Here is an 18,444-nt window from a genome sequence, read left to right as displayed (position 1 = left end):
AAATATTTGTGAATATTGTAATTTTAATGAATATTTTTGTTGTTTGTCTCGAAAATAATTATTTTTTTTTATTTAATTGATTGTTGTGTGAACGCAGAAATTATTTACTTTTGTATAAACACAAAATGGTTATGGTTCCGCATTATAACTTTGGGAAGAAGCTTTGCTTTTTCTTTTTATTGATCTTTTCATACCACTTCGCACAGGTTGGTACTGAAGCTGCTGAAATTGACAGCCTGCAGAAAAAAGAATATGAAAGATTAAAAGAAATAGGAGATTTTAAGGGCATTGTCTTACAGGAACAGAAATTGATCAGAAAATCTGAAGAACTCCATTATATTAAAGGGGTCATTACAGGATATCTCAATATTGCCAACTCATTATTTGTACTTAACAGGAATAAGGAAAGTCTGAGCTTTCTTGAAATTGCGAGCCAGAAATTAAAAAACTACAATGATCCTGTATTAGAGACGAAGCTCAATATTATTTATAGCAAAAATTATACGATATTAGACTTGCATAAGCAGTCTAATACGATTTTGAATAAGGCTGAGGGTTCAGCACGTCATATTGGCAATAAACAAGAAAGGGAGAAGCTGTTATTTCTTATCTATTCATGGAAAAAAAGGAATTTTAGCAAAATGCAGATTAACGATTCTGTATTTAAGATGGAGCGTATGGCTTTGGCGCTTTCACCTGATCCTGAGTTTTATGCAGGAATTGCCGAAAGGAACTTATACAGTAAGAAAATAGATTCAGCGGAATATTATTTGACGAAAGCAATAGCATTATGTAATAAATGCCCTGTTAGACAAAAAGCTGTTGTTTTTAGAACTTTCGGAAAATTATATACAGAAAAAAAAGAATACGAAAAAGCGATTCAATATCTTTATAAATCATTGGAAATCACTCGTAAAGCAGGCTTTGTAAAAGTAACCCGGGATACTTATAAGGTTATCTTTGAGACCTACAGAAAGATGAACAATATTGAAAAAGAGAATGAATATCTGAAAAAGTACACCTTACTGAACGATAGTCTCAATGCGGCTGACAAAAGTGTTTTGATGATCCCTATAGAAAATCTTTTGAAAGAACATGCTGAGGCTCAGAAAAACAGTAAAAAAAACCTTTACTATTTGATTATCGGGATTATTTTGATCTGTCTGGTCATTATTTTGATTATTTTCCGTACATATAGAAAAAAACAAAAGCGGAAGGATACACTTATTGTACAAAAAGAGGCAGAAACAGATATTCTCAAGAAGAAATTAGACGACGTCTTGGAAAATATAATACAGCTTGCCATCAACAAGGATCCCTTATTCATTATCAAATTTAAAGAAACCTATTCTGAGTTTTATCATAGCCTGGCCCGGCAGTATCCCGATCTGACTCCTGGTGACTTGAAATTTTGCGCCTTCGTAAAGCTTAATTTTTCCAATAAAGAAATTGCAGAATATGGGAATATGTCCATACGTACGGTAGAATCAAAAAAATACAGGTTGCGAAAAAAGATGAATCTTCCTTCTGATATTGATCTGAACAAATGGATAGCTTCATTAGCATAGTAGTAATTTATAAATACATTGTATAAAATGGCTCAATTTTACGGCTTAAAAAAAATATTTTGTTGTTTCCTTTTATTATTTTTTTCATACCATGATGCACAGGTAGGATTAGCTAATACAGCTGCAATTGACAGTTTGCAGAAGAAAGAATTTAAAATATTGCTGAAACGGGGTAATTACAAAGAGATAATCCTGAAGGAACAGAAACTGATTGCAAATTGTCAGAAGCTCAATTACACGAAAGGAGAAATAACAGGATATCTTAATATGGCCAATGCACTATGTGCAATGACAAGAAATAAAGAAAGTTTTTACTTTCTCGATATCGCAGACAAAAAACTTAAAAAAATTGATGACAACGAGCTGAAAGCACGGCTGGAGCATCTCTATGGACGGAATTATTACTTTCTGGGATTACATAAACAGGCTATTAAAAGTTTTGACAAGTCATTTCAAATTGCCTTAAAAATAAAGAACAAAAAAGAGCGACAGAGAAGAATATATGATGTTTATGATTGGAAAAGGTCAAGCTTCAGTTTTCTGAATATGATGGATTCTGTTTACAGCAATGAAAAAAAATGTATGAAGTTTCCCAAACCCGTGCTTTATATAGATATTGCGGAAAGGCATTTGAAGGCTAAAAATATTGATTCTGCTGAATATTATGTAAACAAAGCCAATAGTCTTGTATTGGCAGATAATGATTTGATAGAAGGAAAAGGCAATGTACTCCGGGCTTTCGGTAAATTATATATTGCTAAAGGAGAAAATGAAAAAGCACTGAAGGCTCTTTTTGCGTCATTGGCAATTACTAAAAAAATGGGAAACAGAAGAAGAGATCTTGGATCCTATAAGCTTATTTCTCTGGCTTATAAAAATATAAATGATGTTGAGAAGGAAAATGAGTACCTGGAAAAATATACAAAATTAGATGACAGTATTACTCAGGTGGACAAAAGCATTCTCAATATGTCCATACAAAAATTCCTGAATGAGTCTACAGAAAATGAACAGGAAAATAAGAATAAGCTTTACTATATTATTATAGCAATTATTTTAGCAAGCGCCGCAGCTATTCTTATTCTTTTTAATGTATATGAAAAAAACCAGAAACAAAAAGACGCTCAGCTAAGCCAGACTGATCTTGAGACCCATAAACTCAGAAAAAAGCTGGATGCTGTGTATGAAGAAGTAGCGCAGCTGGTTATCAGGAGAGATCCGTTATTCATGTCAAAATTTAAAGATGTTTATCCTGAATTTTATCGTCATCTTATTTCTAAACATCCTAATCTTACGGAGAATGATATAAAATTCTGTGCCATGGTAAAACTTAATTTTTCCAATAAAGAAATTGCACAGTATGATAATATGTCTATCCGTACCGTAGAATCAAAAAAATACAGGTTGCGGAAAAAATTAAATCTTGCAGCAGATACTGATTTTAATGGGTGGATCATGTCATTATAATCATTTATTTAATATTTATGGGGTATAAACAAAAGCCCGGTTAACCTTTATAAGAACATTGATGATTAAAAATTCGCAATTCGTTATACGCAAAGTATCCATTTTTATCACTGTATTTCTGGCTTTACTGTTGGATGCTCAGGCTTATACAGTTCCTGAAATTGATAGTCTGCAGTCAGAAGGATTCGACAAACTACTTCGGGCGGGAGAGGTTAAAAAAGCTTTTATTCTGGAACAAAATGCAATAAACAGTTCGCGGAAGCTGCATTATGACAAAGGAGAGGTGATGGGATATCTTAATATGTCAATAATGATAACAGGAATGGAAAGATATGAAGAAAGTATGCGTTTTCTGGAAATGGCAGATAAAAAGCTTAAAAGAATTAAAGACGACGACCTAAATACTGTATTGTATCACCTTTATGGTAGGAATTATTGCCTTTTAGGATTATACCAACAGGCAATTGACAACTTTAATAAATCTTTACAGTATGTTGTTAAACTTAGAGATAAAAAGGTTAAAGCATCTCGTATGTATGATACTTATAATTGGAAACGGTCATGCTTCATGGGATTGAATATGATAGATTCTGTATACAGCTATGAGCGGAAGTGCATGCAGTCTCCCGCGCCTATACTTTACATAGATATAGCTGAAAGGCATTTAAAAGCCGGTGATGTTGATTCTGCAGAATATTACATCTATAAGGCCAATGATCTTACGAAGAAAGTAGAATATGAAGAAGGAAAAGCTAATGTGCTACGGGCCTTGGGGGAATTATATATTGCTAAGAATGAAAATGAAAAAGCTCTGGATTATCTCTTCCGGTCATTAGCGATAGCTAAAAAAATGGATTACAAAACTAGAACCTTAGAGGCATATAATTATATTGCTAAGGCATACAAAAATATGAATGATATAGAAAAAGAAAATGAATATCTGATAAAATATGTCACATTGAGTGATAGTATTACGTACATAAAAAAGAGTAATCTGAATATACCGGTAGAAAAATTTCTTAAAGAACAGGAAGAAAGTGAAGAAAAACATAAAAAAAACCTTTATTATCTTATTACTTGGATTTTTCTGGCAGGCATTACAGCAATAACATTTTTTCTCGTTCAGAATAAAAGAAAGCAAAAGCAAAAAAACAGGCTGATTCTTCAAAAAGAATGGGAAAATAATACCATAAAAAGAAAACTGGATACTGTTTCTGAAAAAATAGTACAGCTTGCCATAAAAGGAGATCCTTCATTTTTTAAAACCTTTAAAGAAGCTTATCCTGAATTCTATAATCATCTTATTAGCGAGTATCCGCACCTTACAATGAAAGATGCTGAGTTTTGTGCGATGGTAAAACTTGGCTTTTCCAATAAAGAAATTGCACAGTATAGTAATATATCCATTCATACCGTAGAATCAAGAAAATACAGGCTCCGCAAAAAAATGGGCCTTTCCGAAGACGCTAATTTTAATAAATGGATTATGGGACTGGGTTGATTTAGCAGAGTATCCGCACTGCATTCCCAATGTTTTTTTAAATTCAATTTACTTTAATTCAATTATTTATAATTATGCACCGTATATGCGGTGCATATTTTTTTTTAAACTTTTCTAGTTTTGTTCTCAGATTTTTGTCCTTCTTATGAAATGTATAATTGGGTATAGACACTTGCTCATATCACTAAGTATTTTAAAAAATATTCTGTTTTTATTGTTCCTTGTTTCCGGGTAATACAACTATTAAAATTAACAGCCTGCAGACAAAAGAATTTTGAAACCGATACCTTCAAGAAAAAACCGGATTATGCCTATGAAGAGTTCGTTCAGCTGTCTATAAAAAATGATAACCCGTTGCTGATGTTAAAATTTAAGGAAGTCTATCCTGAATTTTATAATAATCTTATTTCCCGATATCCCACCTTCACAGCAAATGACATGAAGTTCTTGCAATGATAAAGCTTAATTTTTCTAATAAAGAAATTACACACTACGATAATGTGTCATCCATACTGTAGAATCAAAAAAATACAGGTTGTGAAAAAATTGAAACTGGCGTCTGATATTGATTGTAATAGCTGGATATAGCATTATGATAACTTATTAATCTTATAGATTATAAAGAAAAATTCAATTAAAATTACTAGAATGCTGATGATTAAAAATTCGCAATTCGTTATATACAGAGTATCCATTTTTATTACTGTATTTCTGGCTTTACTCTTGAATGCTCAGGCTTATACGATTCGTGAAATTGACAGCTTACAGACAGAAGAGTACAGAAAATTGACACAGGCAGGAAATCTTGAAAAAAATTTTATTCAGGAGCAGTATTTAGTGGATTATTCCCGGGAATTAAACTATGTTAAAGGTGAAGTAAGAGGCTGCCTTAATATAGTGACCATATTGTTAGCACTGGGCAAATATGAAGAAAGCGTGCGTGTTTTGGAAATTGCAGATAAAAAACTTAAAACACTTAATGACAATGAGCTGAAAGCACGATTGGAGCATCTCTGTGGAAGGAATTACTATCATTTGGGGTTGTATAAGCAGGCCATTAAAAGTTTTGACAAATCGTTAGAATTTGCCTATAAAATAAAAAATGAGAAAGAACGGCAGTGGAGAATATATCAGGTGTATGACTGGAAAAGATCAGGTTTCAGTTTTCTGAATATCATGGATTCTGTTTACAGTAATGAAAGGAAATGTATGAAGTCTCCAATGCCCATGCTTTATATAGACATTGCAGAAAGGCATATGAAAGCTAAAAATATTGATTCTGCGGAATATTACATTGATAAAGCCAATAACCTTTTGCTTACCAAGAAAGTCGTTTCTGAAGAAGGGAAGGCCAATGTATTACGGGCATTTGGGGAATTGTATATTGCTAAAAATGAAAATGAAAAAGCATTGGAATACCTTTTCCAATCTTTAGCGATTGCAAAAAAAATGAAGCTCAGGACAAGGAGCCTGGAGGCATACAGGTGTATTGCGGAAGCCTATAAAAACATGAATGATATAGAAAGAGAAACTGAATACCTGGCAAAGTACGCCGTACTGAATGACAGTCTGATCCGGATTACAAAAAGCAATCTGAATATAACAATAGACAAGTTTCTTAAAGAACAGGAAGAAGGCGAAGAAAAAAATAAAAAATCCCTTTATTATCTCATTATCGGGATTTCTCTGGCGGGTATCACGGCAATAACATTTTTTCTCGTTCAGAATAAAATAAAGCAAAAGCAAAAAAATAGGATGATTCTTCAGAAAGAACGGGAAAATAATACCATAAAAAGAAAACTGGAGATTACTTCTGAAAAAATAGTACAACTTGCCATAAAAGGAGATCCTTCATTTTTTAAAACCTTTAAAGAAACTTATCCTGAATTCTATAATCATCTTATTAGCCAGTATCCGCACCTTACAATGAAAGAGGCTGAGTTTTGTGCGATGGTAAAACTTGGCTTTTCCAATAAAGAAATTGCACAATATAGTAATATATCCATTCATACTGTAGAATCAAGAAAATACAGGCTCCGTAAAAAAATGGGTCTTTCCGAAGGTGTTAATTTCAATAGCTGGATTATGTGGTTAAGTTGATTGAGTGTGATATCCTCACTGCATTATCAATGCTTTTTTTTTATTTAATTTATTGATATTCAATTGTTTATTATTATGGGTCGTAACTGAAGTACATGTTTTTTTTTAAAAACTTTTCTAATTTTGCACCCTCTTTTTTGTCCTACAGAATGCATATTTGGGTACTGACACATTATAGAGAAACTAAGAATTTAAAAAAAATACACAAATGAGAAAAAATGTTTATCCGGTTGCGGATGATTTAAAACAGTATTACCTCCTTTCAGGAGAAATTTCTTCTTTCCGACAATGTAATGATATTTGGCTATATGAAAGAGACCTAAACATTAAAAAAACAGTTAAATGATGAAAAAAATGAAAGGCATAGTTAATTTCTTTATGATATGCTTATTTCTCTCGGCAGGGACAGGTATAATGAAAGCACAGGATTCAGATGGCGATGGTATAGTAAATACTAATGATCAGGATGATGATAATGATGGTATTCGTGATGCGATTGAAGATTGTCCTTTTCTCTCTCAAAATTCATCGGGAGTTTGGATTGGCCAGACTGCCTCTAATGCTTCGGTCACTACCAATAGTCTATATTAAGTTTTGGGTTTACATATAATATGTATCAAAACAGATTTATTTTTTCTAACAGAAGAGAATATCTATCCCCTAGTGGACAACTTACTTTTAGAGTTACCTTCAGCAATCCAGTTCCTGTAAGTGAAATCGCGATATCTTTAACGCTGAGTCCATACCCTTTAAATACCAATTCTCGAGGTTATACAATCAGGATAAATAATGCAGCTCCTAATAATACACTGGTTCCAATACCATCTTCTTCCAGTTATATGAGTTATAATACAATGACTGGAGTCGCTACGTATAATGGTAATCTATTCATAGGTCTGCAAGGTACCGGAAGCACAATGGTATCTTCGTTTGAGGTTACAAGTACAGGAATGGCAGGTGATACAACAGCTCTCGAATTTTTTGGTAAAAAGATCTGTGATGCAGACGGAGATGGTTCTCCCAACCACCTGGACCTGGATTCTGATGCGGATGGTTGTTATGATGCGCTGGAAGGAGATGAAAATGTTACCTCTGCTCAGCTAAATCCTGATGGAAGTATTAATACAATTTCAACCGGAGGGGTGGGGTCAAGTGCTAGCAGTCTCACTATGGGGGTTCCTAATTTAGTTAACCCGGGAGGCGCAGCTGATATGGGTAGCGATGCTGGTCAGGGTATTGGTGATTCCCAAAATGCTTCTGTAAGTTCAGGATGTCTCCTTCCCTCCTGCTATAAACCGGCGGCAACTGTTGGAACTGTTTTAGATATCAAGCATGGGATAACGGCATTAGGCCGGGCCGGGGTAAATTCCGGCAACTGGCCAATGGTTCGCAAAGGAGCCTGGACAGCCCTTGAGGCTAAAACCAAAGGGTTTGTAGTGAACAGGATTCCTACCACAGCGCAGGTCATTGCAATTGCCAATCCTGTAGAAGGGATGATGGTATACGATGAAGAAGCGGATTGCCTGAAAATCTATACGACTACAGATAACGGTGCTACTTTCAGCTGGCAATGCTTTAACACCCAAACCTGTCCGGATTAATACAAGATTAATTGATAACACAATAAAAAGATGAAAAAAATATTTATATCCCTATTTGCCTTTATTTCCGCCTGTGTTTATTCACAGGTGGCGATAGGCAAAAGCTCAGTAACAAATTCCTCAGTTTCTTTAGAATTCGGAAATACCGAAGCCAGAGGATTGCTGCTGCCCCGGGTAACCTCTGCAGGGGCGGTATCAGGAGCAGTGGACGGTACAATGATCTATGATACGACTGATAAAAAAATAAAATACAGGAAAAACGGGAACTGGTTTGACCTGAGTGTAGATACTACAGGAACAGTGAATACAGCCTTACAGGATCCTCTTTCGGAGCAGACTGCTGCAAAGACCGCTATAGGACCCAATGCAGGAACAGATCCAACTCCGGGCATTCTGGTATTAACTGATACCAATAAAGCCATGATCCTTCCCAAGGCAGACAGTCCGCATCTCAATATTATCAATCCTGCCCCGGGAATGATGGTTTATGACAATATAAAGCACCAGCTGGCTGTCTTCAATGGGACAGTATGGTCTTTCTGGAAGCCTTAAAACTTAAAATGCAAACCATAAAAATTAACAGATTCTAATTACACAATGAAAAATTATACATTATTAATCGTTTATTTTATTGATAATATAAGATTTAATTGATATGATGTCATCCACTGCATTTACACCGCGATATTTAATTAACTATTTAATTATTAGTTATTTAAAATTATGCGATGTATTTGCAGTGGATGTATTTTACTATCTGAACATTAGTTTTGTACGAATTTTTGTATCATATCAGAACCTTCAGGTCCTGACACAAAAAATTAAACACAATTAAGGATAAAAAAAACACATGAAAAAAATTGTTACCCTTTTAGGGCTTATTTCTTATGAAGCTCTTTATTCTCAAACTGGTAACGTAGGGATTAATACTATCCCTATGCAAAAAACCTTATATGTTAACGATTATTTGCAATTGACTTGATTTGGAGGAATCAGCATCAATAGTCAGAATTGCGAGAACTTCAGGTGGTTTTATTATCCTCATCTGGGTATGGCAAACATGTGAACTACTTCTACAGCTATCAAATATTAATAAGTATTTAAAAACAAATTAAAGATAACAAATAAAGATGATGAAAAGTTTAAGTTTTTTAATTAAATTTTTTTCTATATGTTTATTTCTGTCAACAGGAACCCATATAGTAAAAGCCCAGGACTCAGATGGTGATGGCATTACAAATGTCATTGATCTGGATGACGATAACGATGGTATCCCGGATGCAGAAGAATCACCGGACTGCTTCTATACCGTATACGAAGCCAACAGGATTGCTTCTGTTATTTCAACATTAAATGGAGGAGTCGGGGATCCTGCAGCAGGAAGTGATATTCCGTTACTATATAATGACAATACCAATGATGGAACTACCGTTACTGCTTATAATTTTGCGGCATTACAAACGATTACTTCGGGATCAGGAATCTTTACGGTTCAGTACCCAACTCCGGTCGTTCTGAAATCATTGTCCGTTACCCAGGCTGCCAGTGGAATGGCTGCCAGTGGTTTTGCCAAATTATATGGCTCAAATGACGGTTCTACGTTTACCCTTCTTACGACAGGTGCAGGGATCAGTATATCAGGTACAAATCCCGTCTTTACCAATACCTCAACAACACCTTATCTATATTACCAGATCAGGTATATAGGAACTGTTTCTGCAGGTAATGCAACCTCGGTCACAGCGGGTACGGCTGCTATACATGAGATCACATCCCTGCTTTCCACAACTACGGTCTATATCCCTTCAGCGCACCCGAAATCCGGAATTTGCAGTGTTGATACCGATGGAGACGGAACTCCTAACCATTTGGATACCGACAGTGACGGAGATGGCTGCCCGGATGCTTATGAAGCAGGAGCGACTTCGAATAAAACAGTCAGTGTTCTACCTGCTCCTTATGGAACGAACGGTTTGGCCAATTCAGTAGAAACCAGTGCAGACAGCGGACAGGTTTCTTATGTTTCAACCTATGCAAAATATGCCAGCAATTCTAATCAGAACCTGTGTACCGATACAGATAATGACGGAGTTCCCAACCCTATTGATATAGATGATGATAATGACGGAGTACCGGATACCACCGAAGGAGACTTCTGCGGAAGAATAAACAGGAACATCAGGGTAGGGTATTTAGCAAGTGGTGCAGGAGATGACGGTCTGGCTTCCAATATGCTTTTAAACCTTAACAACTTTGGTCCCTATGGAACCTATAATAAGACCACAGGGATTACTCTGGTTCCTTTTGCCACAGAAGCCAGTATCACCGAAGCTAGCTTACTGGCTAATAATGTAGATGTATTTTTTGTAGGATCTTCTGCTAACGCACCTCCATATGTTAGTACAGATAAAGTTTCTACAGCACTTAATACCATCCTGATCAATTGGGCAAAGAATAATAATAAATCTATATTCGCTCTTCAGAATAATGCCATAGATTATGGCTATACCATTACAAATAACAACGTAAACCCAAACACTCCCTCGGGAACAATAGGAACGAATACCTATACAAACGGATATTGGCCAACACCAGCTTTGAATCAGTCAGGAAGTGTTCAGATGACGATCCAGTCCAGTACAAGGCAGTTCGATATTTTGATGACGGATGCGAATCTCAGACCTGTGGTGATTACAGACCGGGAGTATAATTTATTAATTTTTCCCGATGCCACTATCTATAATGCAGAATCGGGTATGATCACTCCGACGACCGATGATCAAAAGGCCATTGCAGACACCTGGACGTATTTTTTTGACAGGTTTGTTGCGCCTCAATGCAGCACACTGGATACGGATGGAGACGGTACTCCCAATCATCTGGATTTAAATTCGGATGGGGATACCTGTAGTGATGCTTTAGAAGCCGGAGCAACAACTTCCTTAACTCCTAACTTTGCCTTTACTTCACTGGCGGGTACGGCAACGGATACCAACAGTGATGGGTTAGCAGATATTGTAGATGCCAATACCAACGGAATCCCGAATTACCTGAGTACCTATGATCCTCAGGCATTAGATGCTACGATCAGAAAATGCCTGGACAGTGACGGGGATATTCTGCCGGATGCTGCGGATCTGGATGATGATAATGACGGTATTTTGGATACGAATGAGGGGAATACCTGCAGTGGATTGACCAGAAACCTTAGAATAGGATATTTAAATACAACTCTTGGAAGAACTGGTTTTACGATGAATATGCTGAGCAATACGGCTAATTTCGGACCTACAGGAACCTATAACAAATTTCCGGGGATCACTTTTGTTCCATATGCTACTGAAGCTGCGATTACCGAAGCTCAATTATTAGCGGACAATATAGATATCTTTTATGTCGGTTCATCTACAAATGATGCCCAGACTTCTGCAGACAAGCTTTCAACAGCGGTGAATACCAGAATATTATCATGGTCTGACAATAATAACAAAGGTGTGATTGTAATGCAGAACAATGCGAATGATTACGGATACCAGATCACTGCAGATAATTTAAACACAGATGTTCCTTACGGGCTTATCGGTGATGCTGTTTTTACCAATGGATACTGGCCTCAAAATACTTTCACCCAATCGGGTACAGTGCAGATGACAATTGCTTCTCTGACAAGAACCTATGAAACTGCAATGGTTGATGCTAACGGGAAAGCTGTTTTCATCCGCGATGCAGACAGGAAAATTGTACTTCTCCCAGATGCCACGGCTTTCAACGATATTGCCACAAACTTCGGCAGTAATGGTAGTATTATTGATACTAATTATGAAAGAATAGCTGCAGATGTCTGGGCTTATGGTTTTGATGTGTTTTTAGGCGGGTTTGAAACATGTACTACACAAGACACTGATGCAGATGGCACCCCCAATCAGCTTGATCTGGATTCTGATAATGACGGATGTGTTGATGCACTGGAAGGAGCGGCTAATATTGTAACCTCACAATTAGTAACTGCGGCAAGCAGTCTTTCTGTAGGAACAGGATCTACGGCTTCTAATCAGAATTTATGTGCAGGTTCTTCATGTGTTGATGCCAACGGTGTTCCTACTATTGCAGGAGCCGCAGGACAGGCAATAGGTGATTCCCAAAACGCTTCCATAAGCTCAGGATGTTTGTGCTATAAGCCTGCAGTGCTGGCCGGAACTGTACTGGACACTAAATCTGGTATCACAGCATTAGGAAGAGCAGGGGCAGACATGGGCAACTGGCCAATGGTCAGAAAAGGAGCCTGGACAGCACTGGAAGCCAAAACCAAAGGATTTGTAGTAAACAGGATTCCTACCACCGCCCAGGTGAATGCCATTACCACTCCTGTGGAAGGTATGATGGTGTATGATGAAGAAGCGGATTGCCTGAAAATCTATACCACTACAGATAACGGAGCTACCTTCAGCTGGAAATGCTTTAGCACACAAACATGCCCGGATTAATACAAGATTAATTGATAACAATAAGAAGATGAAAAAAACATTTATATCCCTATTTGCCTTTATTTCCGCCTGTGTTTATTCACAGGTGGCTATAGGCAAAAGCTCGGTAACAAATTCCTCTGTTTCTTTAGAATTCGGGAATACCGAAGCAAGAGGCTTACTGCTGCCTTGGGTAACGTCTGCAGGGGCAGTATCAGGAGCGGTGGATGGTACCATGATCTTTGACACTACCGATAAAAAGATCAAGTACCGTAAAAACGGAAGCTGGTTTGATCTGAGTATAAATACTACAGGAACAGTGAATACAGCCTTACAGGATCCGCTTTCAGAGCTGGCTACTGCAAAGACAGCTATAGGTTCTAATGCCGGAACAGATACAACTCCGGGCATTCTGGTATTAACAGATACCAATAAAGCCATGATCCTTCCCAAAGCAGACAGCCCGCATCTCAATATCATCAATCCTGCCCCGGGAATGATCGTCTATGACAATGTAAAGCACCTGCTGGCTATCTTCAATGGGACAGTATGGTCTTTCTGGAAGCCTTAAAACTTAAAATGCAAACCATAAAAATTAACAGATCTGATTACACAATGAAAATTATACATGATTAATTGTTTATTTTATTGATAAGATAAGATTTAATTGATATGATGTCATCCACTGCATTTACACTGCGATATTTAATTAACTATTTAATTATTAGTTATTTAAAATTATGCGGTGTATTTGCAGTGAATGCATTTTGCTATCTGAGCATTAGTTTTGCCTGAGTTTTTGTATCAGACCAGAACCTTCAGGTCCTGACACAAAAAATTAAACACAACTAAAGATAAAAAAAAAACACATGAAAAAAATTGTTACCCTTTTAGGGCTTATTTCTTATGGAGCCATTTTTGCTCAGACTGGTAATGTAGGGATTAATACTGCAACACCAAATGCTAATGCTGTTTTAGATGTTGTTTCTACCAACAGAGGTTTTTTACCTCCAAGAATAGCATTAACCTCAACAGCTTCATCATCACCACTTTCAGCTCACGTGGCAGGGATGGTAGTGTATAATACGGCAACAGCCGGAACATCTCCCAACAATGTAGTACCGGGCTTATACTATAACGATGGGACACAGTGGGTGCTTAGCAAAGGGACTTCCGGTGGGCCGGCGGTTAATATTTACAATTCAGATGGTACCCTTACCTCGGCTAGAACTATGACTATGGCCGGAAATCAGCTTACTATGGCCAATGGAGGAACAAATACTACATTTGTTCATAATTCCGGAGAATCCATTATTAGGAATACAGGAACAAACAGAGGTACATTTTCAGCAAAAGCTGGAAGTTCTTCTTTAGACATGTTCATAGACAATGGTAGTGTTGCTCAGATTAGTTCCTCTGGTACTGCAACAGGACTTAATATTGGACCTAGTACAGCAACCCCTTTGAAACTTCAGACTTCCGGAGTAGACAGGGTGACTGTTACTTCTTCCGGTCTTGTTGGAGTTAATACAGTTTTTCCTACCGAACAACTGGATATAGCTACAGGTAATGTAAGGATAAGAAATATCAATACCATTACCGGAACAAGTGCCGACAGGGTAGTAATAGCTGATGCTACCGGGGTTTTGAAAAGCATTCCTGCCTCGGGTCTAGCAATTAATAATATTTATAACTCAGATGGGACCTTAACGGGTAACAGGCTGGTAACCCAAAATGCCAGTAATCTGACTTTTGGCAGTACAACCGGTAATCTGATCTTTAGCCCAAGCAGTACAGGCAGATTCGGTGTGGGTACGGCTTCACCTACCGGTATTGCCCATATTGTAAACCCTGTTCCCGGTAATACTACCGATGCATTGCAGGTGGGAATCAACAATTGCGGCCTTGCATGCGCGCAAAGCACGGCCCGTAATATTGTCATGTATAATCTCAACTCAAGTAATTCCCAGTTTGCCAATCTTGCTTTTGTGCCTTCCGGCACTCCAACAGCCCAGGAAGGAGCTTTAATAGCGGGAATAGACAGGGATGCCACCAATAATTCTGCCGGCATACTGATCCAGACAAGGGATGTTCCGGTAGCCTCAGGCGGCACAGGTACCACCAATATGATCGATCGTTTCGTAGTAAAAAACACAGGGAATGTAGGAGTGAATACTTCTGTGCCAAATGGTAATGCCATATTAGATGTTGTCTCTAGCAACAAGGGTTTTTTACCTCCGAGAATGGCATTAACTTCCACAGCTTCACCATCGCCTCTTTCATCACATGTTGCGGGAATGATGGTATATAATACAGCAACAATAAATGACGTATCACCTGCTTTATACTACAATGACGGAACCCAATGGGTTATTAGTAAGGGAGGAGGCACTATGAGTAATATTTATAATTCAGATGGTACACTCACTTCGGCCAGAACCATGACTATGGCAGGAAATAAACTTACTATGGAAGACGGAGCGGGGAACATATATTTTAGTCCTAGTGCTGCAGATTCTCGAATAATAAACACCGGAACTAACAGAGCCTCTTATGGATTTAGGGCAGGAAGCTCAGCTTTAGATATAATTGTAGATAATGGTAATGTGGCTCAGATTAGTTCCGCTGGTACTGCAACAGGGCTTTCTATCGGAACAGGTACGGCAACTCCTTTGACTTTAAAAACTTCAGGAACAGGAAAGGTTACTGTTACATCTTCAGGATTGGTCGGGATTGGAACCACATCACCCACCTCAACACTTTCGGTAAACGGATCGGCGGATAAGCCGGGTGGGGGATCCTGGGGAACTTTTTCTGATCGCAGGGTAAAAAAAGATATTCAAGAGTTTAAAGATGGGTTAAATGTGATCAATAAGCTTACTCCTGTGACGTACCGGTATAATGAAAAATCCGGATATGAAGATCTGGACAAAAAATATGTAGGCTTTATTGCCCAGGATGTGGAAAAAGCAGCTCCGTATATGGTAAATATTATTGATGACAGCAAAAAAAGCGGTTTAAAAGATAAACGCGAACTTGATGAAAGTGCCCTTACCAAAATACTGGTGAATGCGGTAAAAGAACAGCAGCAGGAAATTGCACAGCTGAGAAAAGAAGTTGAAGAACTGAAAAAAAGGAAAAAATAATATTTTTCTTAAGAAGAATGAATGATGCAGCTCCTATTGAGCTGCATCATTTTTAATATGGGATAGGATGTGAAAAAATAGATTAATCGAAAATCAAAAAACACAAATGAAAAAAGTGATTACTTTCTTAGGGCTTGTGTACTTTGGAGCTGCCTTTTATCTGATCGGGAATGTAGGAATTAATACGAGTACTCGCCAAAAAACTTTACATGTGAATGGCTTCCCTGCGGATTACTAATGAACTCAGTATACGAGGAACTGCAGGGCAGTTTTTTACAGTCAAACGGCCCGAATGCAGCCTTCTTGCAATCGGCATTTGGAATAATGCAATCAAAATATCCGGTAGCCAGAGCTAATGATCAGTATACACGTATCTGTTACAAATGGTCTGCAGGCCTATATATTGGTTACGTCTATTCTCTATGTTGATTTCCCATACTTATTCATTTAGAATTACTGATAACAATTTTATTGCTATGGAAGCAATTAGCTCCAGGACTGCCGGATCGGGTCTGGTAACACAAGTAACATTAAGGTAGTTGAAGCAAAAAGACATTTTACTGCATTTGCACTGCATATGTTTTGTTTTGCGTTATAAAATAAGGGTTTATGCGCGCGCAGTGTAGATGCAGTAAAATATTTTTTAATCAGACTTATTAGATTTGTTTCACCTCTGTATCAAATAAGGCTTTTACGCTCTTAATTGTAATTCAATAAGATCCGCCACGAGAGCATTTTTATATAGTTTTCTGCAACCGATTTGGTAATGTAGAGATTGATACTGAAAACAAGGTACAGAAGAATAATTGAGACATTTATAATAAAATAAAAATAATACGATTCTAAACCACAAACAATGATGAAGTAGGTATAGTTCATAAACCTAATGGACTATACCATTTTAAGACAAATTAATTTTTAAAATAATAATATAAGTCATGAAAAATTTACTAGCTATAGCATTATTCGCATTCTCAGGGGTTTGGCATGCACAAACCGGGAATGTAGGTATCAATACAGTTTTACCAGGGAGTACCCTTACGGTAAGCGGCTCTATGGCAGGACAGTACAAAAATGTATCAGCATCCACGACACTTGGAGTAAACGATTTTTATACGGCTTTTAACGGATCTTCTGCAGGAACATTTACACTGCCTGCTGCAACAGCTGCAGCCCCTGCCTCTGGAAATACACTTGGAAGGGTTTATTACATTAAAAACACCGGAACTGCTCCTCTTAGTATTGCAGCCAGTGGATCTGAGCTCATCGATAATCAATCCGGTGCAGGAGTGGCAAGCGTATCTGTAACCCCGGGAGGATATGTCATGCTGATAAGCAAAGGAACTACAACAGGAACTACCTGGGAAATCGGGCTTTTAATTAACAAAACAACACCTACCATAGCGGCATTGGCAGCTACAGATACGGTGACTTGGACCGGAGCAGCCCTTACTAACTTTAATGCCGGTACTCCACAAATCATCCCTTTTTCGGTAGGAGATATTATTGTGAACCAGGGAGGTTCTGCTGTCTGGAATGATGCAGGAGATTACTGGCAGATAATAGAATCAGGAGTTTATAAAATAGAGGGATATGCTTATTTTGCTAGTGGAAGTAATACTTCAGGAACAGCCGGATGGTCAGGGATTAACCTGAATATTACCAAAAACGGGACAGCTATTAGCAATATTATTGGAGGTAACAGGGCAAATATCGTGGCCACAGTTGTAGATGCTGGAGCAAATACACCGATTAATGTGAATTGTATAGTGCATTTGAATGCCGGAGACAGGGTTTACCTTTCGATGAATTGGGCATTCGCAAATAAGCCTGTTGGTGATGTCCATATTGATGCGCCGGCATCTTTGTTGGAAAGCAGGAATTTTTCTGTTCAGCAGTTATCTACTCCTTAAGCACCTATGATTCTAAAAAACACCAATGATGAAAAAAATATGCATTCTCGGAAATATCTTACTGGCCGGACTTGCGTTTGGTCAGGTAGGTATCAATCAAAACAGTCCCTCGGCTACCCTGGATATTGTTTCCAAAGGAAATACTTCTGCCACGAAAGCGCTGGAGATCAATAATTCTTCAGGGACTGAAATGGTAACGGTATTGGATAACGGGAATGTAGGGATCAATGTACCTAACCCTACCGCCAAACTGCATACTAACGGAAATGTACGGTATGAAAACCTTCCTGTAATTTCCGGGGGAACCATTATGCCATTGGCCATAAAGGATGATGGTGCGGTGGGTACTTATGTTCCGGTACCCACAAGATATCTGTATATGGAGCTTCCGGCGGCAACAGCTACAGCCTCATTTCCATTGGCAGATACAAACAATTATACTAATATTCCGCTTACCGCTGCAGAATCCGTAGGGCATCTTCCGGGATATCAATCCTTAGAAGAAGTGAAGAAAAAGGATATGACGGTAGATATTACTCAGAATTCCATTACCAATATGGAGAAAATTGAGGAATTGTATCTGCATGTTATAGAGCTTGATAAGAAAATCAAGTCTTTGGAGGAGAAGAATGGAGAACTTGAAAAGCTCGTTCTGCAGGTAAAATAAAAAAACAAATAAGCAATA

13 protein-coding genes are annotated in these 18,444 nt (G+C 37.7%); all 13 read left to right on the top strand.

The genetic code is table 11. From position 1 onward, the window contains the following. Window positions 1-110: 110 nt before the first annotated feature. Window positions 111-1,568, top strand: a complete 1,458-nt coding sequence (locus tag AC4IFE_RS13140) for a tetratricopeptide repeat protein (protein ID WP_490757637.1) — start codon at window positions 111-113, stop codon at window positions 1,566-1,568. A 27-nt stretch (window positions 1,569-1,595) separates the two neighbouring features. Continuing rightward, window positions 1,596-3,035, top strand: coding sequence for a tetratricopeptide repeat protein (locus tag AC4IFE_RS13135; RefSeq protein ID WP_490757636.1), 1,440 nt, complete (start codon window positions 1,596-1,598; stop codon window positions 3,033-3,035). Between the two features lie 61 nt (window positions 3,036-3,096). After that, on the top strand, window positions 3,097-4,536 hold the full coding sequence (locus AC4IFE_RS13130) for a LuxR C-terminal-related transcriptional regulator (RefSeq protein ID WP_490757635.1): 1,440 nt from the start codon (window positions 3,097-3,099) through the stop codon (window positions 4,534-4,536). A 648-nt stretch (window positions 4,537-5,184) separates the two neighbouring features. Continuing rightward, window positions 5,185-6,636: a tetratricopeptide repeat protein gene (locus AC4IFE_RS13125; RefSeq protein ID WP_490757634.1), complete on the top strand. Its 1,452-nt coding sequence runs from the start codon at window positions 5,185-5,187 to the stop codon at window positions 6,634-6,636. 342 nt (window positions 6,637-6,978) lie between these two features. Further along, window positions 6,979-7,227: a hypothetical protein gene (locus AC4IFE_RS13120; protein WP_490757633.1), complete on the top strand. Its 249-nt coding sequence runs from the start codon at window positions 6,979-6,981 to the stop codon at window positions 7,225-7,227. Window positions 7,228-7,247: 20 nt separating this feature from the next. Continuing rightward, complete coding sequence (locus tag AC4IFE_RS13115; protein ID WP_490757632.1) at window positions 7,248-8,237, top strand: phage tail-like protein; 990 nt, start codon at window positions 7,248-7,250, stop codon at window positions 8,235-8,237. A gap of 30 nt (window positions 8,238-8,267) precedes the next feature. Further along, complete coding sequence (locus tag AC4IFE_RS13110) at window positions 8,268-8,789, top strand: phage tail-like protein (RefSeq protein WP_490757631.1); 522 nt, start codon at window positions 8,268-8,270, stop codon at window positions 8,787-8,789. Window positions 8,790-9,087: 298 nt separating this feature from the next. Beyond that, a complete protein-coding gene (locus tag AC4IFE_RS13105; protein ID WP_490757630.1) occupies window positions 9,088-9,219 on the top strand; it encodes a hypothetical protein in 132 nt (43 codons plus the stop codon). A gap of 148 nt (window positions 9,220-9,367) precedes the next feature. Then, window positions 9,368-12,721, top strand: coding sequence for a phage tail-like protein (locus AC4IFE_RS13100; RefSeq protein ID WP_490757629.1), 3,354 nt, complete (start codon window positions 9,368-9,370; stop codon window positions 12,719-12,721). A gap of 28 nt (window positions 12,722-12,749) precedes the next feature. Beyond that, complete coding sequence (locus AC4IFE_RS13095) at window positions 12,750-13,271, top strand: phage tail-like protein (RefSeq protein ID WP_490757628.1); 522 nt, start codon at window positions 12,750-12,752, stop codon at window positions 13,269-13,271. Between the two features lie 298 nt (window positions 13,272-13,569). After that, window positions 13,570-15,846: a phage tail-like protein gene (locus tag AC4IFE_RS13090; RefSeq protein WP_490757627.1), complete on the top strand. Its 2,277-nt coding sequence runs from the start codon at window positions 13,570-13,572 to the stop codon at window positions 15,844-15,846. A gap of 938 nt (window positions 15,847-16,784) precedes the next feature. Beyond that, on the top strand, window positions 16,785-17,759 hold the full coding sequence (locus AC4IFE_RS13085) for a hypothetical protein (RefSeq protein WP_490757626.1): 975 nt from the start codon (window positions 16,785-16,787) through the stop codon (window positions 17,757-17,759). A gap of 25 nt (window positions 17,760-17,784) precedes the next feature. After that, complete coding sequence (locus tag AC4IFE_RS13080; RefSeq protein ID WP_490757625.1) at window positions 17,785-18,426, top strand: hypothetical protein; 642 nt, start codon at window positions 17,785-17,787, stop codon at window positions 18,424-18,426. Window positions 18,427-18,444: the final 18 nt, after the last annotated feature.

It is taken from the genome of Chryseobacterium sp. UF-81 (assembly GCF_058245105.1).
Note: the sequence above shows the minus strand (reverse complement) of the source record. Positions and strands in the feature narration are given on the sequence as shown.

Bases quoted from the DNA above. Each gene is read 5' to 3' on its own strand.
- AC4IFE_RS13135 (WP_490757636.1), top strand. From the start codon at position 1,596: ATGGCTCAATTTTACGGCTTAAAAAAAATATTTTGTTGTTTCCTTTTA.
- AC4IFE_RS13130 (WP_490757635.1), top strand. From the start codon at position 3,097: ATGATTAAAAATTCGCAATTCGTTATACGCAAAGTATCCATTTTTATC.
- AC4IFE_RS13125 (WP_490757634.1), top strand. From the start codon at position 5,185: ATGCTGATGATTAAAAATTCGCAATTCGTTATATACAGAGTATCCATT.
- AC4IFE_RS13120 (WP_490757633.1), top strand. From the start codon at position 6,979: ATGATGAAAAAAATGAAAGGCATAGTTAATTTCTTTATGATATGCTTA.
- AC4IFE_RS13115 (WP_490757632.1), top strand. From the start codon at position 7,248: ATGTATCAAAACAGATTTATTTTTTCTAACAGAAGAGAATATCTATCC.
- AC4IFE_RS13110 (WP_490757631.1), top strand. From the start codon at position 8,268: ATGAAAAAAATATTTATATCCCTATTTGCCTTTATTTCCGCCTGTGTT.
- AC4IFE_RS13105 (WP_490757630.1), top strand. From the start codon at position 9,088: ATGAAAAAAATTGTTACCCTTTTAGGGCTTATTTCTTATGAAGCTCTT.
- AC4IFE_RS13100 (WP_490757629.1), top strand. From the start codon at position 9,368: ATGATGAAAAGTTTAAGTTTTTTAATTAAATTTTTTTCTATATGTTTA.
- AC4IFE_RS13095 (WP_490757628.1), top strand. From the start codon at position 12,750: ATGAAAAAAACATTTATATCCCTATTTGCCTTTATTTCCGCCTGTGTT.
- AC4IFE_RS13090 (WP_490757627.1), top strand. From the start codon at position 13,570: ATGAAAAAAATTGTTACCCTTTTAGGGCTTATTTCTTATGGAGCCATT.
- AC4IFE_RS13085 (WP_490757626.1), top strand. From the start codon at position 16,785: ATGAAAAATTTACTAGCTATAGCATTATTCGCATTCTCAGGGGTTTGG.
- AC4IFE_RS13080 (WP_490757625.1), top strand. From the start codon at position 17,785: ATGATGAAAAAAATATGCATTCTCGGAAATATCTTACTGGCCGGACTT.